At 56.4% G+C, this 26,057-nt stretch carries 25 protein-coding genes; 9 read left to right on the top strand and 16 right to left on the bottom strand.

Translation table 11 applies throughout. The features are described 5' to 3' along the window. Positions 1 to 50 precede the first annotated feature (50 nt). Positions 51 to 1,460, bottom strand: coding sequence for a glutamate decarboxylase (gene gad, locus ACYX4K_RS13040; RefSeq protein ID WP_475091691.1), 1,410 nt, complete (start codon positions 1,458 to 1,460; stop codon positions 51 to 53). Positions 1,461 to 1,490: 30 nt separating this feature from the next. Beyond that, positions 1,491 to 1,970, bottom strand: coding sequence for a linear amide C-N hydrolase (locus tag ACYX4K_RS13035; RefSeq protein WP_475091692.1), 480 nt, complete (start codon positions 1,968 to 1,970; stop codon positions 1,491 to 1,493). Between the two features lie 225 nt (positions 1,971 to 2,195). Between ACYX4K_RS13035 and ACYX4K_RS13030 the strand changes: the two genes are divergently transcribed. From ACYX4K_RS13030 to ACYX4K_RS13015, 4 genes are all read left to right on the top strand, one after another. Further along, positions 2,196 to 3,455, top strand: coding sequence for an RNA polymerase sigma factor (locus tag ACYX4K_RS13030; RefSeq protein WP_475091693.1), 1,260 nt, complete (start codon positions 2,196 to 2,198; stop codon positions 3,453 to 3,455). Positions 3,456 to 3,543: 88 nt separating this feature from the next. Further along, on the top strand, positions 3,544 to 3,927 hold the full coding sequence (locus tag ACYX4K_RS13025) for a YciI family protein (RefSeq protein WP_475091694.1): 384 nt from the start codon (positions 3,544 to 3,546) through the stop codon (positions 3,925 to 3,927). A 35-nt stretch (positions 3,928 to 3,962) separates the two neighbouring features. Continuing rightward, on the top strand, positions 3,963 to 4,406 hold the full coding sequence (locus ACYX4K_RS13020; protein WP_475091695.1) for an SRPBCC family protein: 444 nt from the start codon (positions 3,963 to 3,965) through the stop codon (positions 4,404 to 4,406). Between the two features lie 26 nt (positions 4,407 to 4,432). After that, positions 4,433 to 4,783, top strand: a complete 351-nt coding sequence (locus ACYX4K_RS13015; RefSeq protein ID WP_475091696.1) for a YciI family protein — start codon at positions 4,433 to 4,435, stop codon at positions 4,781 to 4,783. Positions 4,784 to 4,856: 73 nt separating this feature from the next. On the opposite strand, the gene ACYX4K_RS13010 is transcribed toward ACYX4K_RS13015, so the two are convergent. Continuing rightward, entirely contained in the window at positions 4,857 to 5,687 is an 831-nt protein-coding gene (locus tag ACYX4K_RS13010) for a hypothetical protein (protein WP_475091697.1), read from the bottom strand. A gap of 212 nt (positions 5,688 to 5,899) precedes the next feature. On the opposite strand from ACYX4K_RS13010, the gene ACYX4K_RS13005 reads away from it, so the two are divergent. Then, entirely contained in the window at positions 5,900 to 7,516 is a 1,617-nt protein-coding gene (locus ACYX4K_RS13005) for a DUF1254 domain-containing protein (protein WP_475091698.1), read from the top strand. 26 nt (positions 7,517 to 7,542) lie between these two features. Here ACYX4K_RS13005 and ACYX4K_RS13000 read toward each other — a convergent pair whose 3' ends face one another. Next, positions 7,543 to 8,508 (bottom strand): helix-turn-helix transcriptional regulator, encoded by a 966-nt coding sequence (locus ACYX4K_RS13000; RefSeq protein WP_475091699.1) that lies wholly within the window; start codon positions 8,506 to 8,508, stop codon positions 7,543 to 7,545. Between the two features lie 107 nt (positions 8,509 to 8,615). On the opposite strand from ACYX4K_RS13000, the gene ACYX4K_RS12995 reads away from it, so the two are divergent. Next, positions 8,616 to 9,239, top strand: a complete 624-nt coding sequence (locus ACYX4K_RS12995; RefSeq protein WP_475091700.1) for a glutathione S-transferase family protein — start codon at positions 8,616 to 8,618, stop codon at positions 9,237 to 9,239. Next, positions 9,236 to 9,640, top strand: coding sequence for a GFA family protein (locus ACYX4K_RS12990; RefSeq protein WP_475091701.1), 405 nt, complete (start codon positions 9,236 to 9,238; stop codon positions 9,638 to 9,640). Before ACYX4K_RS12995 ends, ACYX4K_RS12990 begins: the two co-directional genes overlap by 4 nt. A 55-nt stretch (positions 9,641 to 9,695) precedes the next feature. Here the strand turns inward: ACYX4K_RS12990 and ACYX4K_RS12985 are convergent, their stop codons facing one another. The 9 genes from ACYX4K_RS12985 to ACYX4K_RS12945 all read right to left on the bottom strand — a co-directional run bounded on the left by ACYX4K_RS12985 (position 9,696) and on the right by ACYX4K_RS12945 (position 18,534). Continuing rightward, the gene (locus tag ACYX4K_RS12985; protein ID WP_475091702.1) at positions 9,696 to 10,100 is read right to left on the bottom strand and encodes a VOC family protein; all 405 of its coding nucleotides are present in this window, start codon (positions 10,098 to 10,100) and stop codon (positions 9,696 to 9,698) included. A gap of 107 nt (positions 10,101 to 10,207) precedes the next feature. Then, entirely contained in the window at positions 10,208 to 10,633 is a 426-nt protein-coding gene (locus ACYX4K_RS12980) for a cupin domain-containing protein (RefSeq protein WP_475091703.1), read from the bottom strand. A 220-nt stretch (positions 10,634 to 10,853) separates the two neighbouring features. Continuing rightward, complete coding sequence (locus ACYX4K_RS12975; protein ID WP_475091704.1) at positions 10,854 to 11,741, bottom strand: SMP-30/gluconolactonase/LRE family protein; 888 nt, start codon at positions 11,739 to 11,741, stop codon at positions 10,854 to 10,856. Next, on the bottom strand, positions 11,725 to 14,217 hold the full coding sequence (locus ACYX4K_RS12970) for a GH36-type glycosyl hydrolase domain-containing protein (RefSeq protein WP_475091705.1): 2,493 nt from the start codon (positions 14,215 to 14,217) through the stop codon (positions 11,725 to 11,727). The genes ACYX4K_RS12975 and ACYX4K_RS12970 overlap by 17 nt, the downstream gene beginning before the upstream one ends. Before the next feature lie 13 nt (positions 14,218 to 14,230). After that, positions 14,231 to 15,721, bottom strand: a complete 1,491-nt coding sequence (locus ACYX4K_RS12965; protein WP_475091706.1) for a glycoside-pentoside-hexuronide (GPH):cation symporter — start codon at positions 15,719 to 15,721, stop codon at positions 14,231 to 14,233. Between the two features lie 292 nt (positions 15,722 to 16,013). Then, complete coding sequence (locus tag ACYX4K_RS12960; protein WP_475091707.1) at positions 16,014 to 16,313, bottom strand: hypothetical protein; 300 nt, start codon at positions 16,311 to 16,313, stop codon at positions 16,014 to 16,016. 128 nt (positions 16,314 to 16,441) lie between these two features. Further along, entirely contained in the window at positions 16,442 to 17,164 is a 723-nt protein-coding gene (locus ACYX4K_RS12955) for a GIY-YIG nuclease family protein (protein WP_475091708.1), read from the bottom strand. Positions 17,165 to 17,220: 56 nt separating this feature from the next. Next, the gene (locus ACYX4K_RS12950) at positions 17,221 to 17,994 is read right to left on the bottom strand and encodes an NERD domain-containing protein (protein ID WP_475091709.1); all 774 of its coding nucleotides are present in this window, start codon (positions 17,992 to 17,994) and stop codon (positions 17,221 to 17,223) included. Between the two features lie 18 nt (positions 17,995 to 18,012). Next, positions 18,013 to 18,534: an MFS transporter gene (locus ACYX4K_RS12945; protein WP_475091710.1), complete on the bottom strand. Its 522-nt coding sequence runs from the start codon at positions 18,532 to 18,534 to the stop codon at positions 18,013 to 18,015. Between the two features lie 405 nt (positions 18,535 to 18,939). On the opposite strand from ACYX4K_RS12945, the gene ACYX4K_RS12940 reads away from it, so the two are divergent. Continuing rightward, complete coding sequence (locus tag ACYX4K_RS12940; RefSeq protein WP_475091711.1) at positions 18,940 to 19,548, top strand: papain-like cysteine protease family protein; 609 nt, start codon at positions 18,940 to 18,942, stop codon at positions 19,546 to 19,548. A gap of 51 nt (positions 19,549 to 19,599) precedes the next feature. On the opposite strand, the gene ACYX4K_RS12935 is transcribed toward ACYX4K_RS12940, so the two are convergent. Then, positions 19,600 to 20,469, bottom strand: a complete 870-nt coding sequence (locus ACYX4K_RS12935) for a hypothetical protein (protein WP_475091712.1) — start codon at positions 20,467 to 20,469, stop codon at positions 19,600 to 19,602. Positions 20,470 to 20,803: 334 nt separating this feature from the next. After that, positions 20,804 to 21,631, bottom strand: a complete 828-nt coding sequence (locus ACYX4K_RS12930; RefSeq protein ID WP_475091713.1) for a hypothetical protein — start codon at positions 21,629 to 21,631, stop codon at positions 20,804 to 20,806. 308 nt (positions 21,632 to 21,939) lie between these two features. Between ACYX4K_RS12930 and ACYX4K_RS12925 the strand changes: the two genes are divergently transcribed. Next, the gene (locus ACYX4K_RS12925; protein ID WP_475091714.1) at positions 21,940 to 24,834 is read left to right on the top strand and encodes a M16 family metallopeptidase; all 2,895 of its coding nucleotides are present in this window, start codon (positions 21,940 to 21,942) and stop codon (positions 24,832 to 24,834) included. A 72-nt stretch (positions 24,835 to 24,906) separates the two neighbouring features. Here the strand turns inward: ACYX4K_RS12925 and ACYX4K_RS12920 are convergent, their stop codons facing one another. Continuing rightward, positions 24,907 to 25,980 carry a hypothetical protein gene (locus ACYX4K_RS12920; protein ID WP_475091715.1) on the bottom strand — a complete coding sequence of 358 codons (1,074 nt, stop codon included), beginning with the start codon at positions 25,978 to 25,980 and terminating at the stop codon, positions 24,907 to 24,909. Positions 25,981 to 26,057: the final 77 nt, after the last annotated feature.

Below are 26,057 nucleotides of genomic sequence, written 5' to 3'. Positions count from 1 at the left end.
TGTGGCTGAAATGCCCTCACGCTGTGAATGCCTCCAATTACAGACGGGTATCAGCCGGGAGATTTGCGTCCTGAGTGACTGCTGGTGGGGCGAGGTGCCGATGGTGTCGCCGGGTGCGTAGAAAAATATTCAACGGCCCGGCGAATATCCTGCGCCAGCAGTGCCGCCATATCCCGACTGATACCATGGCGGATCATGATACGCTGGATAACCGTCCCTTTGCGGTTGGACGGGAGTGGGTAGGAGGCAATTTGCCAGCCCCGCATGCGCAGCCGGTCGGAAAGGTCGTAGAGATCGAATCCCCATTTACCCGGCTTGAGGGAATAGCTGATGGCCGGTAACCCGCCTCTTCCGTCGTAGAAAAGATCAAATGGGCCCATATCGGCCACCTGTTCACCGAGCCATGCGGCGGTATCCATACAGGCCTGCTGAATCTCCCGGTAACCCTCCACGCCCAGGCGTACAAAGTTGTAGTACTGGGCAACGACTTCCCCCCCGGGGCGGCTGAAATTCAGTGCAAACGTGGGCATATCTCCACCGAGGTAGTCCACGTGGAAAATCAATTCTTCCGGGAGTTCTGCGGCGTCGCGCCAGATAATCCAGCCCACACCCAGTGGTGCCAATCCGAACTTGTGCCCGGAGCTGTTAATGGATTTGACCCGCTGTATGCGGAAATCCCATTTCAGGTCCGGCTGTACGAACGGTGCGATAAAGCCGCCGCTGGCCGCGTCTACATGAATGGGAATATCCAGCCCGGTTTCTTGTTCAATGGTATCGAGGACGCGGGCGATTTCTTCCACCGGCTCATACACACAGGTGAATGTAACGCCGAGGGTGGCGACTACGCCGATCGTGTTCTCATCCACATAATCTCGGATTTTATCCGGGTTAAGGCACACCTCATTTCCGTCCAGCGGAACCTCGCGAATTTCCACATCGAAATAGCGGGCGAATTTGTGCCAGCAAACTTGCACCGGGCCACAGATGAGGTTCGGCTTATCGGTATTTTTCCCTTCCTGCTTCCGTCGCTTGCGCCACTGCCACTTTAATGCGAGACCACCCAGCATCGCGGCTTCGGATGAGCCGGTTGTGGAGCAGCCGGTGGAGTCTTCCCTGTCTTCGGCATTCCATAAATCCGCGAGCATATGTACACAGCGTGATTCGATCTCTGCGGTTTGCGGGTATTCATCCTTGTCGATCATGTTTTTATCGAAGCAATCCGTCATCAACCGCTGTACTTCATCCTCGGCCCAGGTGGTACAGAAGGTTGCCAGGTTCTGTCGCGAGTTGCCGTCCAGATACAGTTCATCCCGCACCAGCTGGTAGCCGGTTCGCGCAGGGATACTGTGCTTGGGCATTTTGTAGCGGGGCACGCTGTGGTGTGCCGCATTTGTGCTGAAAATATCCTCGCCAATATCGCCTGCTTGATGTCGGCGTGTACTTTTACGGTGAAGTGGCATAGCGCGGTTCCTCTGTCAGGAGAGCCCAATTCAGGCGGAAGCGAATGTAAATGCGGGAGTCGCGACAAATCTGTCTGTCACGTCTCCCACCAGGTTTTCCTGGGTGAGATCGAGCTTGCGGCTGGTGCCGAGATCCATTTTGTTGAACTGAACCCACACAATGTCGGGACTGAACGAGGACTCAAAAGCATATACGCCCCTCTTAAGGTCGATCAGGGTGCGCCAGATGGTCATGGAAATATTCGGGCGCGCCGGGTCCGGAACACCAAAAGGCTGCGCGGCCAGCTCTTTTTCATTCAGGCCATCGGCACTGGCCACGTCATAGGTTGTTGCCACCAGGCTCGCATACTTTGAGACCCACTTGAGAGGATTTGGATCCTGCTCGATTCCAGTGCGCTCCGCACCGGCGGGCAACACCCAGAGGTTGGTACCCAGGCTTTGCGCCCAGTCCATATTGCGTCCGGCAATGGGGCCATACCCGCTGTCTAGCCAAAGTGTTCTGGTGCACATAGTGTGAACTCATGCTCAATCAAAATGGTGTCGGCAGAAGTAGTGAAGGGAAGCGTCGAGGGCGGCCTACCAGTAGGCTGGCTGCCAGTTTTCGGACAAAAGTCGAACCTTTATCCTGCGAGAAGTTTAGTGAGGGCGCTTTTGGATCAGTAGGAATGCGGTGTAAGGTTGGGTGCTGCGCGCTGGAGTCATTGATAACACCATAAACAAGAAACGAGCGTACCAATGATGGTCAGTTCCAACGACCGGGTTCAGGATATTTATCAGAAGGAATCCCGCAGGGTTCTCGCAACCCTGATCCGCTTGCTGGGCAGTTTCGATCTGGCGGAAGAGGCGCTGCACGATGCCTTTGCCGCGGCTCTCAGCCAGTGGCCAAAAGACGGGATTCCAGACAACCCTCGCGCATGGCTAGTTTCCGCTGGTCGTTTCAAGGCCATCGATCAATTGCGCCGCAAGGCGCGCTTCGACGTATCTTTTGAGGAAGTGGCCGACCGGCTTGAAGCGGAACTCGCCAGTGAAGATGAGGAGCCGCAGGGGATTGAAGACGATCGCCTGCGGTTGATTTTTACCTGTTGCCACCCGAGCCTCGCCCCCGAGGCACAGCTGGCCCTCACGTTACGAGAAGTGTGCGGTCTCACCACAGAAGAAATCGCCAGCGCCTTTCTCACATCCACTCCGGCATTGGCCCAGCGCATCGTGCGCGCCAAAGCGAAAATCCGGGATGCCAAAATTCCCTATGCGGTTCCGGAAGGCCAGGAGCTGCAGGAGCGGCTCGCCGGTGTATTGCATGCGATTTACCTGATTTTTAATGAGGGCTATTCGGCATCCGCAGGCGAAAGACTGATTCGCCAGGATCTGTGTGGCGAGGCTATTCGTCTGGCGCGTCTTTTGTGTCAGCTTCTGCCGGAGCCGGAAGCCCAGGGGCTCCTGGCGCTACTGTTGTTGCAGGATGCCCGTCGCAGTGCGCGGGTATCGGCGGACGGTGACCTGGTCCTGCTGGAAGATCAGGATCGCAGTCTGTGGAACCGGGAACAGATTCAAGAAGGAAGCAATCTGGTATTGCAGGCGCTCGCCAGCCGCCGCTTCGGCCCCTATACCCTGCAGGCCGCCATTGCCGCAGTGCACTCGGAGGCGGATAGCACGGAAGAAACCGACTGGCACCAGATTGTTGGCCTCTACGATGCCTTACTGGGGCAAAGCCCCTCTCCGGTGATTGAGCTCAATCGCGCGGTGGCCGTGGCGATGCGCGATGGACCGGAGCAGGGATTGGCGTTGATTGACCACCTGCTCGCCGAGGGGCCGCTCAGTGACTACCACCTGGCCCACGCAGCGCGGGCTGACCTGCTCCGCCGTCTCGGTCAGAACAAACAGGCTCATGCCGCCTACGGGCGCGCTCTGGCACTGTCGCAGCAGGGGCCGGAACAGCGTTTTCTGTTGCGCCGACTGCATGAAATCGAGACCAGGTTGGCGACCGAAAAAAAATAAAAAATTTTTCATTGTCTGTCGAATTCCCTTTCCTCCATTCGACTAACTCGTGAAACAGCCTCAATTGCTGTCACCCAAGGAGATCAAGATGAAGTACCTGGCACTGGTTTACTACGACGAAAAGCTGATGGCGCAGAAAACTCAGCAGGAGTGGGATGCACTGAATCAGGAGTGTATAGCTTGTGTAGAAGGCCTGAGTGAAAGCGGTCACTTCATCACCGGAAGCCCGCTGATGCCCACCAGTGCTGCGACCACGGTGCGCGTGCGGGACAGGCGTGTCACTGTGACCGATGGCCCATTTGCAGAAACCAAGGAGCAGCTGGCGGGCTTTTATATGCTGGAAGCCCGGGATCTCAATGAAGCCATTGCCCTGGCTGGAAAGATACCGCCGGCCCGCTACGGGTCGGTCGAAGTCCGCCCGGCGCGAGAGCTGGTGGCAGAGGGCAATCAGGCGGGCGGAAACGCCGGCTGAATCACCAAACCAAATAGAGAGTAGGGAGCAATTACATGCCGGGAACTGTAAAACTGAATCGCATATTGCGTGCACCCGCGGAGCGCGTCTATCGCGCATTTATCAACCCCCACGCTATGGCGAAATGGTCGCCGCCCGATGGATTCTATGGCGTCTATGACGATCTGGAGGCCAGAGTGGGCGGTACTTACAAGGCAAAGTTCGTCAATTTCACCACTGGCGAGGAGCATGCCTTTGGTGGCGAGTATGTCGAGCTGGTAGAAAATGAACGTATCCGTTACAGCGATCGCTTTGACGACCCCAATATGCCCGGTGAAATGTCCATGACGGTCACCTTGACGCCCGTATCCTGCGGAACACAGCTGACACTTCTACAGGAAGGCATACCGGATGTGATTCCGGTGGAAATGTGCCACCTCGGGTGGCAGGAATCGCTGGCCGCGCTGGCGCGCCTTGTCGAGCCGGAAATCAATCAGTAATCAGTCTGTAAAGAAAAGGAATCGTCATGAAACACTATCTCGCCATGTATCTGGGCGCCCCCAAATCCATGAAAGGTTGGGAGGATCTTTCAGAACAACAGCGCGAACAGCGCATGCAGGAAGGTATGGCCGCCTGGGGCGGATGGATGGAAAAGCACAGCGACATTCTTGTCGCCGCCGGCGGCCCGCTGGGGAAAACCAAGCGGATCGATCCCGAGGGTATCAGCGACACCAGTAACGACATGACCGGATACGTGATTATCAAGGCCGAGACGCACGACGAGGCGGCGAAGCTGTTTGAAAACCACCCGCACTTCAGCATTTTCCCCGGCGATTGTGTGGAAGTCATGGAGTGTATGCCGATGCCAACGAAGTAGTTCCTGCTGAAAACGGTCTGGCAACTGACGCGGGGTATAGCGTGATCGTTATCACGCTCCTGTGCCGAAGCCCCTATAAACCGAACAGGGTTTTTATTTCGCCATCTTCGGTCGATGAGTAGCCCATATCCTTCAGGGTTTTCTGTATCGCCCGCCAGATATACGGATTGTTTTTCTCACTGCGCTGCTCCGCTTCCGGCCAGTTGGCGCGGTTGATACCGCGCTCTCTGGCCGCCACTTCGTCCATTTCCCGCAGCGTCTCCAGCAGGTGCCGGATAAAGGTTTTTCCATGGGTGCCATTATCCGCTCGCAGGATCAGTTCATTCCAGAACAGGCTGGCGTCGTAGGTTTTTCCGAACAGTGCCTCGCGCTCACCGCGACTTACCGGCAGAAATCCTCCCTTGCCCACCTGTCCGCTCTGGATGTTTTCCGACCAGCGTGCCGTGCCCTCGGTATACCAGCGGTTTTTAAAATAGGTATACCCGTTCTGGTAGATATGAAACAGCTCGTGCTCCGGGGTCTTGTTGCCCCACCTCAGGGAGTTGGACAGATCGATCAGCAGTACAGGCACAGATTTCTGCTGCGAGGCACTGCGGTCAAGTTTGGGTGTGCCGTCATAGGCAATGCCATTTCTGGGGAGGTTCAGCAGGTTGACATCGATATAGAGGGCGTGCCCTTTGTAGCGCTCTCCGTCCAGAGGTGAGACCAGGCCAACCTCATTGCGGTAGAAGCGATCGGTCTGAAGGAGGCGTCGTCCGAGCCGGTCAATGTATTCGGGCACGCCATTGTCATCGTCATCCGCACGGCGTGCAGGGGGGAGCGCGTCCTCACCCGACAAGGAGTAAAAAATCCGGAAGCGGTCGTAAACCGCCACTTGTTCAAGGTTTTCTCTACGTTCAGCCAAAGTCGTACCGCTAACGATGTCTGAGAGTACAAAAAGAAATACGAAGATTGCAGTTTTCACATTCACCGTCGATCAATTGGCTGTTGTAGTGTCAATTTTAGTAAAAAGGAAGTAAACGCCATTTACTGGCGGCACGTCGGCCGGCCGCTATCTTTTAAGCGACCCCCATAATCTGTCTCGCAATTCTTGCCCTCAGCGCCGAAGGTATTCCCATGCAGAACTTGAAGAAGTTTCTGGCAGTAGTGTGTGCGTCCACATTACTGATTGGCCCAGAACTCCTCCTGGCGCAGTCCGGAAGTGATATTCCCGCGTCCATAACAACGCCGGACAAGGTTGAAACCCACCTGGGCACCCTGGAATTCGATGATGGCATGCCAAGCAAAGAAACCGTTGGCAAGATATATGACCATCTGGACCTCCATCATGCCTTCCGTACCTTCACCGAGTCTTTGCGCGGTGTGAGCATTCACGCCCTTCGCAAGGGGCTAAAAGACATCGGCGTAAAGGACAACGAGGTCATCCTCTTTTCCGAGTTGATGGATGCCAATTCGCTTTTCCTCACCGCCAATGCCGACACCATTTACCTGATTGGCGGGCTTGACTTGACCAAGGGGCCAATGGTGATCGAGGTGCCGCCGGGCGTTCTCGGTACCGTGCAGGACGCCTGGTTCCGCTGGGTGATCGATATGGGCTCGCCGGGGCCGGATCGTGGCCGGGGCGGGCGCTACCTTATCGTGCCGCCGGATTACGAGGGCGCCCTGCCGGAGGGGGAATACAATGTGGCGCATTCTAAAACCCATTACGGAGTGTGGTTCGCCCGTGCGTTTCTAGAGAACAATGACCCGAAACCGGCGGTGGAGCGCATTCGGAAATTCACCAAAATCTACCCCTACCAGCCCGGTGGTCTCGGCACACCAATTGCAGAGTTCCTCGACGGCAAGTCAAAGCTCGCAAAACTGGAATCCGTGCCGGAGACGGTATTTCATGAGGGCAGCGGTAAGGTGATGAATACCATTCCGCCCAATGACTGGCGTTTTTATGAAATGCTCAATGACGTCGTGCAGCAGGAGCCGGCGACCGCGCTTGATCCGGAGCTGATGGGACCCATTGCCGCAATTGGCATCGTCAAAGGCAAACCCTTCAAACCCGACGCGCGCATGAAAAAGATTCTCACCGATGCCCTGCAGCTCGCCAATGCCACCGCCCGCAGCGTTTTCATGAGCCCCCGGGATCACAGCTGGTACTACTACGAGGGAAGCAACTGGCAGAACATGCTGTTCGATACCGGCTATCAGTTCGAAACCCCGATTCCGGAAATTACCAAAGAAGGCGTCAAGCCATTTCCTGCCACCGGTTACCGCAAGCTGGATGCGCGGACCGCGTTTTTCTACGGGGTAACCGGTATCACCCCGGCCATGGCCATGCGGCTTACCGGTATCGGCTCCACCTATTTATGGACGATGGTGGATGCGGACAAAAATTACTTCGATGGTGCAAAGACCTATAAGGTGACCCTGCCGAAAGGCGTTCCAGCGGAGCGCTTCTGGTCATTTACCCTGTACGACACCCAGACCCGCTCGATGCTGAAAACGCCGCAGCGATATCCCCGCGCCGGCAGCCAAAGCTATCCCTCTCCCGCAGCAGAGCCCGGGACGGCAGGTTCAACAACCGTGTTTTTCGGTCCGGAGCAGCCTGCGGGGGTAGCGCGGGGAAACTGGATACAGACCATTCCTGGAAAGAGCTACTTCCCGGTGCTGCGGCTGTACAGTCCACTGCAACCTTTCTTCGATAAAAGCTGGCGGCCCACGGAAGTGGAGCTGGTCAAATAAAAATAGTGTCTTGAGGGGTGTCGGTTTCACTCCGCCGCCAGGGCCATCAGCCGTTCGGCCTGGCGGCGGAGCTCTGCTTTCAGGTTTGGCGGTGAGAGGATTTCGAAGCGGCAGGGCAACTGCATCAGCTGTGAGGAAAACCAGCCCAGGCAGCCCGTGTGTGCCCGCCAGTGTACGGCGTCCCCCTGGGGTGTCAGCAGCCCTTCCTCGTGACCAAGCATGGCGCTGGCCGTGGCCAAATTGGTGTGCAGCAGCAGTTCCACCTCCACGGCGGAATCCATTTGCGAGAAGCTCTGGTTGAGGTAGGAGGCCGCATCAAAATCCCGCGGGCGCTCGAACGGAATATTCAGACGCTGCAGCGCATTCATGCGGTCGAGACGGAAGGTGCGCAGTTCACCGCGCAGATGGCAGTGGCCCACCGCGTACCAGCGGCCGCGGCGAAACACGAGACCGTAGGGATCAAACTCCCGTTGCAGAGTGATCTCGGTGCCGGCTGCCTTGTCGGTGATGCTGGTGTACTCGAACACCGTGCGGCAGCGCTCCTGAGTGGCGGATGCCAGGGTAGCGAGAATCGCACTGGCCGGTGCCGGGGAAGGTAAAAAATCCAGCGTGATGTTCTCATCCAACGCCCGTAACTGCTGTTTCAGCTTCTGTGGCATCACCCGTTCGAGCTTGGCCTGGGCACTGGCCACCGCTGAGCCCATATCGCCCAGGTTCAGGCTGCGTGCCGCCAGCAGACCGAGGGAGATCGCCAGGGTCTCTTCATTGGTAAACATCATCGGCGGCAGTTTATAGCCGGAGACCAGTCGGTAGCCGCCGTAGCGCCCGCGCTCACTGGTCAGCGGGATACCGATTTCCTCAAGGGTATTGATATAGCGCCGCAGGGTGCGCCCATCCACACCCAGCTTGCCGGCGAGTTCACTGCCGGTGGCATTACCGTGCGACTGCAGCAGTTCCAGCAGTGCCAGTACACGTGTCGTTGGATTCGACATCAATTGCATCCCGCCTGATTTTAATAGGGCGGAATATAGCCTAATTGGGCTTTACAGTCCTTCCACGTTCTCAACAGACACTAGGCAACCGAACGAAGGGAGATCCCATGTCCAACGAAGTAATGCTCTACACCCACCCTCAATCCCGCGGCCGCACTGCGCGCTGGATGCTCGAAGAGCTGAGTGCGCCTTATCAGGTGGAAATACTGGATTACGACAGCAGTATGAAAGCGCCGGCGTACCTGAAACTGAACCCCATGGGTAAAGTGCCGGCGATCGTGCACCAGGGGCAGGTGGTGACCGAGTGCTCCGCCATCTGCGCCTACCTGGCAGAGGTGTTTCCTGAGGCCGGGCTGGCCCCCACGCCGGAAGAGCGTGCCAGTTACTACCGCTGGTTGTTTTTCACTGCGGGACCTCTGGAAGCCGCAATCACCGACAGCAAAATGCTGGGTATCGATGTTGATGCGGAAAAGCAGCGCATGGTGGGTTACGGTAGCTACGCCGCAGTACTGGATACACTGTCCAGCTGGTTTATGAAGCATACCTATGTCACCGGTGAGCGCTTTACCGCTGCCGATGTCTATGTGGGCGCCCAGATCGCCTGGGGGTTGCAGTTCGGCACCATCGAAAAACGTATCGAGTTTATCGATTACGCAAAACGGGTAACCGGTCGCGATGCCCACAAGCGTGCCAATGCCAAGGACGATGCACTCGCGGAGCCAGCCCAATGAAAAAAACCTACAAAGGCAGCTGTCACTGCGGCGCGGTGGAGTTTGAAGCGGATATCGATCTGGCAGCGGGCACCGGCAAGTGCAATTGTTCCATCTGCACCAAAACCCGCGAGTGGGGTGCCATTATCAAACCGGCAGCGTTTCGTCTGCTGAAGGGTAAGGAGGCGCTGAGCAACTATCAGTTCGGCACCCTGCAGGCCCACCATCCATTCTGCAAACACTGTGGCGTGCGCAGCTTCGGCAATGGCGATGTGGAGGAACTGGGTGGGGAGTTTGTCTCCGTCTATCTGTCGGCGCTGGACAACGTCACCCCAGAGGAACTACTCGAAGCGCCGGTACAGTACTTCGACGGGCGCAATGACAACTGGATGAACGTGCCGGAAGAAACCCGACACCTGTAAATTATTGGGCGGCCCGGGCCGCCCGATTCACATACGGTGCGTGGGCAGAGATCGCCTACTGTACTGCTGCTGGGTTCATCCACATGATCTCCCAGATATGCCCGTCAAGATCCCGGAAGGCGCGGCCGTACATAAAGCCGTGATCCTGGGGTTCCCGATAGCTGCTTCCGCCTGCGGCAACGGCCTTATCCAGCAGCGTGTCCACCTCTTCCCGGCTCTGGGCTGACAGGCATACAAGCACTTCCGAGCTCTCGCCGGTATTGCAGAGTGTAAGGCCTGGGGTAAAGCTCAGATACTTCTCCTGTGTCAGCAGCATCACAAAACTACTCTCACCAACAAGCATGCACGTGGCCGTCTCGTCGGTGAACTGTGGGTTGAATGCAAAGCCGAGCTGGGAGAAGAACTCGATGGACTTCCCCAAATCTGCCACCGGCAGGTTTACAAACATCATTCTGGACATGGTATTTCCTCAATTCACGGCAACACCGGACTGTGTTGGTAATAGCTAGTCGATTGAGAAGATGGGAATTCGACAGGTGGCAGCGAAATGATTGATGAGTTTTTGCGCTAATACTTTTCTGTGGACTGTGTTGAACCCAGGGGATTTTTCGCAAACCAGGACACAATCTGGGGCATATGCTGCTCAAAGCTACCCGGCACGGAAATATTCAGTACCCCGGCCCGCTCGGCCGAGCGGTTCTCGAAATCATGGGTAGAGCCTCCGGGGGCGAGAACAAAGCTACCCTTGGGGGCGTCTATCCATTCATCGTCCACCAGAAAACTCATGGTTCCTTCGAGCACGAAGAAGATGTCGTCTTCGCTGTGGCTATGGGGGCCTGGACCTTTGGAGTAGGCATCCAGCCACCATTCGGAAATCGCGTATTTACCCAATGACTCTTCGCCGTCCGCTTTAAACAGCGCCTGCATCGACCCCATGGAGTAAGCGCGCCCCTCACCTGGCGCTAAAAATATCGGTGATCGGTCTTTGCGCACCACTTCTGCCTCCGGATATTGTTATGTGTGAGCTGTTAGGGCTTCGGCAACGGAATTCTGCCTCAGGTAGCCGCAGTTGGCAGACGCGTCCGGCCTGAATGGCCTGAATGGCGTTAATCAACGGTTCTGCGACGCGTTCGCCATCGGCACAATCCGTGGCTTCGGGTATTCCGCTTCTTTGTAAATCAGAAGGGGGATGGGATACCCGTTATTGTACGACTCACGTCCCGGCTACTTGCATGGCCAGAGTGTATACCGCTGGGCCGGCGGTGATAAACAGGGTGCGGCCATGCTCGCCGCCGAAGGTGACATTCGCGGTCCAGTCTCCGGGTACCGGAATATGCCCGATGCGTTCGCCGTGTTTATCAAAAACGGTTACCCCGTCGCCAGTGAGGTAGAGATTGCCACGCTGGTCCAGCGCCATGCCGTCCGACCCCATTTCTGTAAACAGTTTTTTTGCGGACAGTTTTCCATCGGCAAGTATTGAGTAAGCATAGGTTTTTTCGTCGCCGATATCGGCGATATAAAGGATTTTTCCGTCGCTGCTGCCGATAATACCATTGGGTTTCACCAGATCATCCGTCACCACCAGCGCTTTCTGCTCGCCGGGGGGCAGATAGTAGACGGCCTCTTTGTCCAGTTTGGGCGCGCTGTGTTCCCAGTAAGGCCGCTGGTAATAGGGGTCGGTAAAATAGATCCCGCCCGCGGGGTCCACCCACAAGTCGTTGGGACCGTTCAGCCGTTTGCCGGCGAAATCCTTCACCAGTACGGTAACTTCTCCGCGCGGAGTGACACGCCATAGCTCGCCTTTTTCATCGGCGCAGGTCAACAGGTTACCCTTGTGATCAAACGTCATGCCGTTGGAGCGGCCAGCGCCATCCATAAACAGTGAGAGGCTCCCGTCCACGGCATACTTCCAGATGGTGTTATTCGGCTGGTCAGTGAAGTAGATATTACCGGCAGCGTCCGTTGCTGGGCCTTCGGTAAAAACAAACTGATCCGAGACCAGTTTCAGTTTCGCACCTTCTGCCACCGGCAGTGCAGCCTGCACCAGGCCGGAAAAACACAGCAGTGTCGCGATACATAGACGCTCAAGCGGTTTGGGCATTTTGGTTTTTTCTCTTTGTTGTCGACCTTGTTGTCGGATCAGTCGTCCGGGGTGCGGCTGGCGGCAGCAGCACCCGCAACCGGTAGTGTCGCCCGGCCTGCACTGGATTGATCAGGGGTTCTGCAAGTTGTTCGCCATCGGCATACACCTGCACGCCCTCGTCGTTGTCTCGTTCGCTACTTTGTCGGCGTTCAAATTGCACGTCAACAACAGCGCCGCGAAAATGCCGCTGCACCCGTGCCTGTTGCCAATGGGAAGGCAGCTGTGGAGCAATGCGCAAACCGGCTCCCTCACCTGTCAGTCCAAACAGTGCCTCTATCAGGCAGCGGTAGATCCACGCCGCGGTGCCGGTGTTCAGCAGCTGGCTAGAGCGGCCTGCGTGCTCTGGGTACTGGTGCCAGGCGCCGCGATAGTAATTGGGCACAAATACCGGTAACTGGCCGCGCTGTATCAGATCGTCGTGGTCCGGGCCCGGGATCATCTGCCGCAACAGGTGCCAGGCTCTGTCGCCCTCGCCGATGGCGTACAGGCTGTAGATATAAAACGCCGCCGCGTGGTTATACACAGAGCCATTTTCTGCCGACCCCGGAAACTTCTGGGTAACACGGCCAACATCCTCGCGCATGCCGGTGTAAGCGGGAGCCAGCATCATCGGCCCGAAGGGCGTTTCCAACTGCTGTTTCACCGCGCGCAGCAGATGCTTTTTCTGATTGTCATCGGCGGCACCGCTCAGCAGTGCCCAGCTCTGAGGGTTGAGAAAGATACGCCCCTCGTGGTCTTCGCGCACACCGAATACTTTACCTTCATCGGTGATGCCGCGGGCGAACCACTCGCCATCCCACAGGTGCCGATTGACCGCGCTGTTGATCTCCGCGGCAAGTCGCGCATATTGTTCCGCAGCTGCCGCCTGTTTTTGTTCAAGGCAAATCTCCGCCCAGAGTTTCAGTGCATAGGCGGTGGCGAGGGAAAGCCAGCCGGATACGCCGCGCCCCCGGTAGCCCACCATATTCATCGGGTCGCACCAGTCTCCCTGGCCGATATAGCTGAGGCCGCGGTCGTCGCGGGCCGCTGCCAGCCAGTCCATGGCGCGGCTGACACATTCAAATACGCTGCGCCCGTGACCTTTACCGTCAACTTGATCTTCGCCCTCGGGGATTACCCGCTCGTCGAGCAGTGCGTGATCCCCGGTTTCATCTAAATATCCACGCAGAAAAATCGGCAGCCACACGCAGTGATCCGTGTGGGGCACCTGATTAATATATTTCAGCTCGGCGTCCGGGCTGAGCAGAATACCATCGGGCAGGGAACCGTCCGCCTTCTGTTGGCTGAGGGTGCGCAGCAGTGCTGAACGCGCCGACTGTGGCCGGATATAGGCCATGCCCAGCTGATCCTGCAGGTAATTGCGGGTTTGCGGGTCTGTGGTCAGGCGGTTGACGTCACCGTGATAGAACACCTGCCGTGGCAGCCAGTGATTGGCAAACGCATCCAGCTCCCGGTCCGGGGTTTCGATCTGCAGACAACCGCGCCCCTGGGCCAGATACTTTTGATATTCGTCAGCGGCCGTGGCGAATCCGGTGGCGGACAGATAACGCTCGCGCAGCGCGAACATTTCCTCGTCGTCACGGGCCGGGCCGAACAGAAAGCGCAGAGTGCGCTCCTCCCCCGCAGCCAGTGGCAGTTGGTATTGCAGCGCCGCGGTCGGCACCTGATAGCGGGCATCGCCGCCACCCAGCAATGGCTGGCGCACCCCATCGGGATTGTGCAGGCCACCCTCGCCCTCGAATACCGATTGCGCGGCTTCCCAGGCGTCCGGCGCGGTTTCATGGAGCAGAAAGGTTTTGTCTTTGAGGTGCTGATTTTTAAAGTAATCATCCACCTTCTGGTAGGGCGTGATACTGGAGCAGACGATGCCACCGAGATCCGCGCGGTATTCCCCGGACTGATTCATCCAGCTCATATAACCCACCGGGAAATAGGGGTAGGCGGAAATCCGTCGTGGCTCAAGGGAATGATTGCGCAGGGTGCACTCCCACAACTCCACCGCGTCGTCGACGGGCACACGCAGCGTCATGGTAATTTCCAGGCCGGCTTGGCGCAGACGCCAGGTGATATCGTCGGCGCCGACCGAAAACGCGAACTGCTCGGCGCGCGCGCGCACCGGCTCGTACGGGCAGGAAAACAGCGCGCCATTGTCCTCGTCCTTTACATACAGGAACCGCCCCGGGTGGTGCGCATAGAACGGCTGCTCGGGCTGCATAAAGGTTTTGGCTTCAAGATTGGGCGCGTGGGCGTAAGCAGCAGGTTCCGGCTGCATATGGCGGGCCACCACAAAGCCCCGGCAGTTTACCTGTACCAGCATACGCCGGTTCCACAGAAAGGCGCTGGCCGCGGGCATGGCGGTGGGGCTTGTCAGCATACAGCGTGCCTCGTCTGCGGAGCTGGATAACAGTTCCGTATTCTCGGTTGCGTGTTTCATCGGGTAATTTCCTTCAAGACGCCGCCGGTCCCGCTTGGGGATCTCCCAGGGGCGGCTTTCCGCCAGAAGCGACGGCGCCGGTTGCTGTATCTGGTGTCGTCGGCAGGTCCGCCTGCCCTGCGGCTGTACGGTTACCCAGCTCCTCCTGAATACGCGCCAGGCGTGCATTATTCAATGGATAGAAACTTGCCACTGCGGCTGCCAGCAGTGCGAAGGCGCCGGGGATTGAGGTCTGCAGCAGCGCGATACCGGTTTGCGAGGCATCACTCTGGGCCTCCCGCGCCACATAGCCGATGCCGGCCAGCACCCACAGCATCACCGCGGAACCCATGGCGCCGCCCAGTTTCATGGAGAAGGTGGCGGCGGAGAAGGTCATCGCGGTAGCGCGCCGCCCGCTGCGCCACTCGGTGTAATCGGCGCAGTCGGCAAACATCGACCACGCCAGAGGAGACTTGGGCCCCAGCGCCAGACTGATCAGAATATTCAGGGTAAACATCAGCCACACCGCATCTTTCGGAACAAAATAAAAGGCCAGTGACAGGGTGCCGACCACCGCCATCAGAATGACAATCAGGCGCGCCTTGTCCACATAGCGGGTCAGCAGTGGTGTGATCGCCGCGCCGGCCGCCAGGGCCAGTGCCTGCACGGCCAGGTAGTTGGAAATCAGCTCCGGGCGCTCCACGTAATACATCAGGTAGTAATAACTGGAGCCGCCGCGCAGGGTAATGGTCAGCATGATGACCATCTGCAGTCCCACCAGAATCAGCCAGGGGCGATTGCGCAGCAGATCCTGGATGTCGTCCAGCGGCCGGGTTTTCTGTATCGGAGAGGGGACGATGCGTTCGCGGGTGGTGAAAAAGGTCACCGCGAATATGACACAGGCAATAGCGCCATACACCGTCATGGTGAGCTGCCAGCCCAGCTGCTCGTCTCCCTGCCCCAGCCATTCCACCAGGGGCAAGGTATATTTGTTGACGCAGGTCATACCCACAAACGCCGCGATAAACCGCCAGCTGATCAGTGTATTGCGCTCCTGTGGGTGCGCGGTCATCACCCCAGACAGAGACGCGTAGGGCGTACTCAGCAAGGTGTACCCCAGCATCATCGCGCTGTAGGTGATATAGGCGTAGATAATCTTGCCGGTCTCATCCAGGTCCGGCGTGGTAAAGGTAAGCACCGAGGCCGCGGCCATGGGCAGGCCCGCAAACAGCAGGTACGGCCGGAACTTGCCCCAGCGGCTCCGGGTGCGATCTGCAATGGCACCCATGAGTGGATCGGTTACCGCATCAATAAGCTTGGTAACCAGCAACAGCGTGCCCGCGATGGCCGCCGGCAGTCCAAAGACATCGGTATAGAAAACCGCAAGAAAAGAGGCGATACAGGTCCAGTACAGATTGAATCCGAAATCCCCAATGGCGAAGCCGGCTTTCTCACCTATTCCGAGCCGGGCAAGGCGGGGATTACCGTGTTCCTGAGAGGAAGGTTGTAGATCTGGCGAAGACATAGCTCGCTCCGTTTTTATTGTTGTTGTGCGGCAGATAGGCGGCGCAACCACACCGGGCCGCCAATGCCGTGGCGAAAGACGCGAAAACACCGCCCGCAATGGATGAATATTTTGCGCGCTGATATTAAGTAGGCGTATCAGGTGGCCAGAAAGAACCGGTGACTCGGAAAAAATGGCGGGAAATGCATCCGGAGCCCCTAACCAGGGCGGCCCGAGATGTAATGATCGAGACTTTGGCGGGGCTGGTGGCGGAATTATTGAGAGCGAGTGCGAGTCAAGCTTCTTTGCGTGTCTAGCTGATCGCCCATGCGAGCAGCGATAAAACGAGCGCAGCGAGCAGGAAAATCAGACCCTTGATCATCAGTGATTTCGGGTATTCGGCTTCGTTGTAAATCAGCGAGTATGGAAATCCGGTTATCGGCCCGAGAACAAGCGACGATAGCCCCCAGCCCCAGCGGTTGTTACCCAGCGCCGTCAGCGCTGCCATCAGGCCACCGAACCAGAAGAGCGTAACGCCGATTACCAGGATGATGAATATTGGTATGGTGAGCCATTGGTTGGCCAGGAATACTCTGAGAATTTCATGTTCCATGATTTTTCCGGGTGAATATTTGGGCGGGAATGTAGCAGGCTTGGGCTTTGGTCAAAGCGAAAAATCAGTAAAGACAAGTTGGGAGGCAGGGCGAAGATTGCAGCCATCGCCCGGTGATTAACGCCTAACTAGGTTTCTGTAGCGCGCTCTTGAATTGCATAGTTGGATACCGAGTCGAGAATTGTGCTCAGCGGGCTCATCGGGATTCTTGCGCGGCGATTGCTGTCCTCCGACCCGTTTGCTGAAAGCTCCTGAGAGTTCTTGAAATCGCACATCGCCTCTTCAGTTGACTTGGTCCTCGACCAAATCGTCATGGTATACCTTCCGCCGGTGCGGCCACCCAGTGCCAAAGTGTATTCGCCGAGCTTAAATTTTACGCCGCGTCCATTTTTGGTAAGTGCGTATTTGATGGACAGCTTGTCCAGCTCGGGAACAACTTCGGTGTAGATGCGCTGTGAGTTTTTCTTTTGAACGGACTCTGTTGCAGAAACCACGTCGGCTTCGTCTATTACACCAATCTCTTCCGCTTCAGGGTGGTAGGCGCTAATAAAGTCTGAAACAGCATCGACCAACGTCTCATTGCCATCCCAGAAATACTCACCGTCGAGGCGCGAGTTATCCAGAATGGTATGTAGCATCGATTCAACTTTTCTCGCATCGATAGATGTCCAGGCCTTGATGATCGAAACTTTAACCGGACTAATATTGCCAAGCAGTTCCCGTTCCCGTCTCTCCGGCAGGTCGGTGGTGATACCGATTTTCTTGATAGGCGGAAAGGAAATCTCCGAGTCAAATCGCTGGAGCTTTTCTGAATATACGGGTTCTGCGATGTAGAGGGTGTTCTGAGCCATCGTGAATTTCACTTTTATATGATGCGGCGCGTCTCGAAATTCGAGATTGAATGAGATCAGTCAATAGCGAGTATGTTCCTACATTTTGGGAAGGATGAACAACCCCAGAACTGATTACCTGAATTCGGTCCCTGCTTGCTTGTACGCTTGATCATCTTGCTACCACATTTCGGACAGAGCCTTTTGGCATCCGGATTGCTGCGGGCCTTTAGCTGTTCTACATGTTGTCGGTGGGTTTCCCGCGTCGGTGCCAGCCGCTCCGACTGAATCCTACCGATAACTATCTTGACTTCGGCTTCAGTAAGTACCGGGGCGGTGAAGGATTTGATATAGCGGATATACCCGCCTTCCTTGGTAACATTGGGTGGCATCGATGTTTTAAAGGTGCTGTTGCCAGCAAAGACTACCACCGAGTGAATAACATCCGGTGTTACATCAAGCAGTGTCTCCAGCGCTTTAACATGCTTGTAGTTCTGCCTGAGCGGGTTCTGGAATCTGAATGATTTTTTGTAGATCTTCTGGGTCCACTGCGCCTGGCGTTCACTACCAAACATCCAGCCCTGCATGTTCTTGGTTTCCACCACGAAAATTCCGTAGCGGGATACGAAGATATGGTCGATCTGTGTAGTGCCATCTAGTGTGCGCAGCGTTACGTTGTGCAGCCGCCGATAAGTCTTGGATGGCAGCAGTAACCAGCCGAAGAAAGTGACCAGCGTCTCGCCCCAGAGGCCTTTGAACCAAGGCGATTTTATGATCGCGGCGATCAGGGTGATAGGGATAAGCCATTGGGCTATTGAAAATGCTTGATTGATAAGCGGGTCAGAGTTCATAGTTTTTATACAGCTATGTCAAGATTTGACCCCTATGGACCCTGTCAAGATTTGACCCCTATGGACCCACTGGGGGTGCGCGGTCATCACCCCGGACAGAGACGCGTAGGGCGTACTCAGCAGGGTGTACCCCAGCATCATCGCGCTGTAGGTGATATAGGCGTAGATAATCTTGCCGGTCTCATCCAGATCCGGCGTGGTAAAGGTAAGCACCGAGGCCGCGGCCATGGGCAGGCCTGCAAACAGGAGGTACGGGCGAAACTTGCCCCATCGGCTCTGGGTGCGATCTGCAATGGCACCCATGAGTGGATCGGTCACCGCATCAATAAGCTTGGTAACCAGCAACAGCGTGCCCGCGATGGCCGCCGGCAGTCCAAAGACATCGGTATAGAAAACCGCAAGAAAAGAGGCGATACAGGTCCAGTACAGATTGAATCCGAAATCCCCAATGGCGAAGCCGGCTTTTTCGCCGACACCGAGCCGGGCGAGGCGGGGATTACCGTGTTCCTGAGAGGAGGTTTGAAGATCTGGCGAAGACATGGCTCGCTCCGTTTTTATTGTTGTTGTGCGGCAGAAAGGCGGCGCAACCACACCGGCCCGCCAATGCCGTCGGCGAAAGGCGCGAAAACGCCGCCCGCGACGGATGATTATTTTGCGCGCTGATATTAAGTAGGCGTATCAGGTGGTCAGAAAGGACCGGTGACTCGGAAAAAATGGCGGGAAATACATCTTTGGGCGTGACTCAGCGCTCGCCCAGATCAGCCCAGCCGACGTCGCATGGGAGATTTTCGGTGTCCAGTGACAAACCGCTAAAGAGGTCTAAAGGTGGGGTTTCTGTGGGTAAATCCGCTCGTTGGATCTTGCGCAGTTCCGTGTCAATCAAATGAGACGGGTGATATATTGGTGCGCAGCAAAAGGAAAATTGGTATCCGGAGGAGGGAGTCCGTGCGTCTTAAAGGGCCGTTTCGCAAAATATTTGGTATGTCCAAGCGGGATCATAACCGCCACGCAGCGGGTCTCGGTAACCTTGAGTACCTAGTGCCCTTCGTACATCAGAATCACTGTAATCTATGTGGTGACTCCTCCGCTCAAATGCTGCTGCTCTATCACGGCGTGAACCCCGGGCCGCATTTGAAAGCCAATGTCGGCCATGTAGATTCCTGGCGTATGCGCGTAAACCCCCGCGGTGTGTTGACGGGAGCGGACGATGATGATGTGGCAAACATCATCACCGGTGCCGGATTCCAAGCGTGGGGCCTGGAGCCGACTGTAGGGCGCTGGAGTATCCCAGTGGTGCATAGAGCGCTGTTAAACTTTGGACCCTATGCGCAGAGTGTCCGATTCAGTGCGGCGGGGCACTGGGTAGTGGTGATCGGTGTGGGTGCCAACCATGTCATTTACCATGACCCCTGGCGCGGCGAGAATATGCGTCAGTCGGAGGCGAGCTGGATAGTTTCCACCTTTGCCGATATCTACTCTACGGTTGCGGCGACCAACCCTTTGCATGGGGAACCGTTGGTTCGTCTGCGTGGTTTTAATGTGCAGCAGAAATAGCCTGGACTATTCTGGTGGCGCAAGCCCGAATGGTTGGTGCCACCTTTTGCATTAGTCTTTATTTCTTTTCCCCGAAGCAGCTTCTGATTTATCAGCTTTTTCCGTGCGTAATGCGTGCTGCGCTTTCGCAAGTTCGTTGTATCGCTGCAGCAGGCTCAGTTCGGAGTCCTCGTCCGCAAGTGCCTGTAGGTCAATCTTGAGCTCACCGTGTCGGTCGAACTGGCTGGCAAAGGTGCCCATGTCTGGCATATCCAGTTCCCAGTTCGTCAGTTTCCCCAATACATAGTTGGCGAACTGGAACGCCTCGTATTCATTCAGCAGTGTGAGAAAGTCGCTGAACGAAAAACCCTTCAGGTTTTTTTGTGCACTAAAGGCCGCGGCGTATCCGCTATTTACCGCGTTTCGCGCATCGGTGGAATCACCAAAAGCGTGTTGGAACTGGAGGGAGTGGCGGGTCTCATGGATCAGGAAGGCCAGCGACTCGTACTTGGGGCGCTCGGCCAACTTTGCCGGGTTCAGATACACGGTGCCGGTGGAGGGATTCTCTGGATCGAAATCGAAATACACCATGCGGCCCGGGTAGCTGTGATCGTCAATCAGTAACCTGGGTGCCTCAACGCCCATTGCCTCGACCTCCAGTGCAAACACCCGCTTCAGGTGCGGAATCTGTTGCTCCATGGTCAAGCTGGGCCAGCGTGCAATTGCCTCGGCCAGTTCTGTGTCCGCATTGATCGCAGCCACCAGCGCATCACCCTGGTCAATGGTCTGCTTGAACGCGGGTTTAAGAAAACCGCGCGCTTCCGGCTGTAACGCGAACGCAGCAGGCATTTGCCGCTGTAATTCCGGGTTTGCGAAAAAATCGGACGCGGCGAGCGCGATAGGAGTAAGCAGGGTCAGTATCAGGAAGGAGAGAACGCGCATCTTGGCTCCGGGGTAGGGCGGCAAAGCTGCGCATTATAGGCGATGTCGTACTGTGATGGTGGCACAGTAAGATGAACCACGACTGTTCACTTGGCATCGCCAGTCGTTGAGAAACCTGAATACTGTTTAGAAGCTGTAACTCAGGCGAAGGTGCGCAACACCATTTCCACCGTAGGAGTTTGCATCCAGTTCAAGGTTCAGTGAAGAACCCAGATTGCTGCCGATGCCAACGCCACCAGCCAGACCGCCGCTGCTCCTGCCCCCAGAAGCCCCGCCCTTGAATAGCAGATAGACATTGCCGGTTCAGTCACAGTCCCGGAAACTTGGCGGGTTATCAATGACTGAACCGCAATGCGCCGATGGAGTTTAGTTCGCTGTTCAATTCAGGTGCCTGTTTTTCAAGAACGTCCATTGCTGCGCGCTTGGCTGCGGGTTGAACCAGTGTAATGTTTTCAACCTCTTGAATGGTCAATTCGCTCCACAACTTCCCGAGCTCGGTTCCTATCCGTGTCAGTAGAAATTCGCTATTGGTATTTTGTGCAGCGATGAATTCGAGCGGACCCAGGATATCTTCCGTTTCGAATTTCAGAATCTCCGGTAGCACTTCCAATCTCGCTTTATCGTCTTGATTTTGGTCGTCTAGAAGATCCAAAAGTGGATAGAGCGGTTTTTTTTCTCTCTCAATGCGACGCTGATTCAGCGATTGCCAAGCCAACTGAATTGAAAGCAGTGTGAGCAGGACCAGAGCCGGTACTACATAGGTAAGTGCACGATTGCGACGTTGTTGTAGTTTTGGGGCCTTGGTTTCATAAGAAATCAGGTTGTGTTCTCCGACCTGGAAGTCCCACACATAGTAGCCGCCACCCTTGGGTTGGCCGAGAGCGGTGAAGGGTGTTCCCTTCGGAAATTGATTTTCGCTCCATGCGGAGTCGCACAGGCATTCGTATTCAACCTTGATCGATCCCGAATCGGTGTTTACCGTAGCGTTACTCTTGCCGACACGATGCACTGTTCCACTCAAAGGCGTGAGGCTTGCTTTGTCGGGGACAGCATTGAATAGTGAATCCCAAAAAGTGGCTGCTAAAAAGATCAGTATCCAGGGGGAGATACTGACGAATAGCTGGTATATGGGGTTTCTAAATGCATTCTGTATTTGGGTCATTGGATAGCATCTTTTTAAAAGACTTTTCAGGGAAAGCTTCACTACCGGTATTGAGAAAGATTTAATTCACTCATTATCTCGTTTTCTTCAGGGGCGGCAGCTGAGCTTTTATGGCTCACGTTCCTCCTAATTTAACCGTGTGACGCGAATTTCATCGCGGAGTTGTGTTTATAACATGAGAAACTGAGTAGTTGGGTGCGCTGTAATTGCGTGTAATTTACCGGTTTGTATTCAGTGATTGATCCGGTGTCGCGGTCCGGTGTCACTCCTGCTATCTTCCTCAGCATAATCTCGCTAAGGAACGGCCGATGCCCCGCAACTTTACCGACTCTCTGGTGTTACTGACCGCACTATTCACCCTGGCTCTGGCCTTGATCGGCTGCGACCGCTCCGGTACTCAGCCCGAGCCAAATCCTCAGCGCGAGGTGTCAGCAAAGGCTTCCGACCAGCAAAAGGCCAACCCCGATTTCTCCATCGAGTACGAACAGTTCCAGCTGGATAACGGCCTCAACGTCCTCTTCCACATCGACCGCTCCGATCCGGTAGTGGCGGTGTCGCTCACCGCCCATGTGGGCTCCGCGCGCGAGAAGGAGGGCCGTACCGGCTTTGCCCATCTATTCGAGCACCTGCTGTTTCTCGAGTCGGAGAACCTGGGCAAGGGTGGGCTCGATGCGATGAGTGCGCGGATTGGCGGCGCGGGGGCGAATGGGTCTACGTCGCGGGATGTCACCAATTACTACCAGACGGTACCGAAGGATGCGCTGGAGAAGATGCTGTGGGCAGAGGCGGACAAGCTGGGCTGGTTTATCAATACGGTGACCGAGCCGGTGCTGGCGAAGGAAAAGCAGGTTGTTAAGAACGAGAAGCGCCAGGGTGTGGATAACCGCCCCTACGGGCACGCCCAGTATGTGATCGACAGCAACCTGTACCCCCAGGGGCACCCTTACAGCTGGCAGGTGATCGGTTCACTTGAGGATGTACAGAACGCCACGCTGGACGATGTGAAGACCTTTTTCCGCCGCTGGTACGTGCCCAACAATGTGACACTGGTGGTGGCGGGGGATTTCGATCCCAAACAGGCGAAGGCGCTGGTAGAGAAATACTTTGATGAGATCCCCGAGGGGGAGGCGGTGGAGCGGGCGCCCAAGCAGCCGGCCAAACTGAAGGAGACCCGGCGGCTGTATTACGAGGACAATTTCGCGCGACTGCCGCAGTTGACCATGGCCTGGCCCACGGTGCCCCGGTATAGCGCGGACAGCTATCCACTGGCGGTACTGTCGCAATACCTGGCCTACGGCAAGCGCGCGCCCCTGTATCGGGTGCTGGTAGAGGATGAGCAGCTGACCGCGAGCGTATCCATGTTTGCGTATGAGTCGGAACTGGCCGGGCAGTTGCAGCTGACGGTGCAGGCCTTTGCCGGTGGTGATCTGGACGCGGTGTACGCGGGTATCGAGAAAGGCTTTGCGCTGTTTGAAAAAGAGGGCATCGCCGAAGAGGATCTGGAGCGCATCAAGGCCAGTCAGGAAGTGGCCTTCTACAACAGCCTGTCCAGTGTGCTGGGCAAGGGTTTCCAGCTCGCCCAGTATCAGATTTACGCGGATGATCCGGGCTATGTGAGTGAGGACATCGAGCGCCTGCTGGCGGTGACCGCCGAGGACGTGATGCGGGTGTACAACACCTACATCAAGGACAAGCCCTTCGTGGCGGCGAGTTTCGTGCCCAAAGGGGAGAAGTCCCTGGCCCTGTCGGGTTCCACCGCGGCAGATGTGGTGGAGGAGAAAATTGTCAGCGGTGCGGAGGGGCAGTTCGATGCCTCCGCCAGTGCCGAGTATGAAAAGACACCGTCGCGTTTTGACCGCAGTAAGGAGCCCGACTACGGCGAGCCGGCACAGACGATTGTGCCGGATGTGTGGCAGGGGGCTTTATCCAATGGCATCGAGGTTTTCGGTATCGAAAACAGTGAGGTGCCCACGGTGACTTTCAGTCTGGTGATCGACGGTGGTCAGCTGCAGGAGCGTATCGATAAAACCGGGGTGGCCAATCTCACTGCCATGTTGATGGAGCGCGGTACCAAAAACCGCACCCCGGAAGAACTGGAAACCGCGGTGCAGAAACTGGGTGCCAATATCAGTGTGTCCGCCGGGGGGGATGCCTTCCGTTTTGATGTAACCACTCTGGCGCGGAATTTCAGCGAGGTGTTTGCGTTACTGCAGGAGATGTTGCTGGAGCCGCGCTGGGACAAGAAGGAACTGGTGCTGGCGAAGAAGAGTGTTGTCAGCCAGATCAAGCGTGCCCAGGCAGAGCCCAATGCCATTGCCAGTCGCGCCTACGGAAAACTTCTATACGGCAAGGACAGTATTCGCGCTTACAGCGGCCTCGGGACCGAGGCGTCCGTGGCGGCCATCACCATGGATGATCTCAAGGCTTACTACAAAGACTATCTGTCACCCTCGGTGGCGCGGGCACATGTGGTGGGGGATATTGCCGAGGGGGATTTTCTCGCGGTGGCGGAGCAGCTGGCAAAAAACTGGCCGGTAAAGCCGGTAAACATTCCCGACCCGAAATCCGCACCCGCCAAGCCGGGTATTTACTTTGTGGATGTGCCCGGCTCCAAACAGTCGGTGTTGCGGATTGGGCGCCTGGCAATGCCGGTGGTGTCGGAAGATTATTACCCGGCGGTGTTCACCAATTACATTCTCGGCGGTGGCGGCTTTGCCTCGCGCCTGACTCAGGAGCTGCGTGAGGGCAAGGGTTATACCTACGGCGTTCGCTCCGGTTTCAGTGGTGATAAGACCGTGGGGCAGTTTTCCATTGGCACCGGTGTGCGTGCCAACGTTACCGCCGAATCGGTGCAGCTGATCGGCGATATTCTCAAACAGTACGGCCCCACCTATACGGAAAAAGACCTGGAAATCTCGCGCTCGTTTCTGGTGCGTGCCAACACCCGCGCCTTTGAAACCGCGAGTGCGAAACTGGGCTTGCTGGAAAATATGAGTGAGTTCGGCTGGCCTGCAGATTATGTGCGCGAACGTGAATCTGTCGCGGAAAAAATGACGATCCCGAAGGTGCAAAAAATTGCCCAGTCGTACCTGCAGCCGGGCTCCATGATCTGGGTGGTGGTCGGGGACCGCGCGACCCAATTGGCACCGCTGGAGGCGCTGGAAATGGGTGAGGTCAAACTGCTGGAAAATCGCGAACTCTGATCGCGCTCCTGCTCCCTGTGGCCAGGACATTGGGCACGTCGGGAGCAGGCTTCTCAGTGCGGTGACCGCAGGCTATAGGCGGAACTGCCCACCGCGCTGCTCCACGAACCCTTTCAGTTCGGCGGCGGCGTTTATCATTCCATCGATACTGTTGAGGTTGCGCAGGTCGGAAAACGCCGCCTGCAGATACTCGGTTATCTGGGTTCGGGTCTGGCAGAAAAAGCGGTCGTCCCCCTGGGCGGTCTGTTCCTCGTCAAATTCGATACCGAATGCGAGCTTGAACAGTTCCCGGTGCACCAGGGGGTTATTCAGGTAATTGTGCAGGCTGTGGGTGTTGCCGTATTCGTCTGTTACCTCTTCAAATTCAAGCAGCTTGTAGGCAATAAACTGCCAGTCTCCGCTGGAGATCCAGCGTCCGTCATTCTTGGGATTAAATGGCCTCGCCCAGGTAATGGGGTCGTAGCGATGACGATACTCCCGATAGTTGTACACACAGCCGCTGTTCGATGGTTTGACCAGTGAATGATTGACCTTGATTGAAGATTCCATCAGCCGGCTGATATTGGCCACCATATGTACGCTGCCGAGTTTGTGGTGGCTGGTATCGAGGTTGCCGAGGTCCGCCAGGGTAGGTGGTGGGGTGTAAAGCTGGCTCAGAGTGTCGTGGAGTACCGAGGTGCCCAGTGAATGGCCGAGCAGGTGGACATTCTGCACACCGCCATGAATGGTTTGCGCGGCCTGCGCTATGGCGCTGCCGAGACGCTCCCTGGCGACCTGCCCGAGGCGGGTGTAGCGATACAGAAATGCATCGAGGCCGTGGGTTTTTAACAGGGGCGTATTCCGGGGATCCTTTTCCAGAGCACTTAACGCGGCGTCCGCGCCCGGCAATAGTTGTGCGCGGACCTCGGGAATGGACTCGATGGCCTCGCGGAAAGATCCCTCGAAAGACGCAACCGTCAGCCGGTAGTCATCGAACAGGTCGCTATAGGCGACCGGAATGATCTCCACAAAATACTCCGGTGACGTTCCCCTGAATGCATCGTAGAGACTGAAGGCAGAACGGCAGCCCTCTACAAATTCCTCCTTGAAGCTGTCCGCGGTATGTTGGCCCATACCGTGGATAATGATGAGCTTTGGTTTGAACACAGATTGATCCTGAGTGTGAAATAAATGGTACTAACGTGCCGTTTCGGTCTGGCTGGCTTAATGGAATTGGTTGCAAT

It is taken from the genome of Microbulbifer sp. ABF4_107, assembly GCF_056312215.1.
This window is presented reverse-complemented; position numbering and strand designations above follow the sequence as displayed.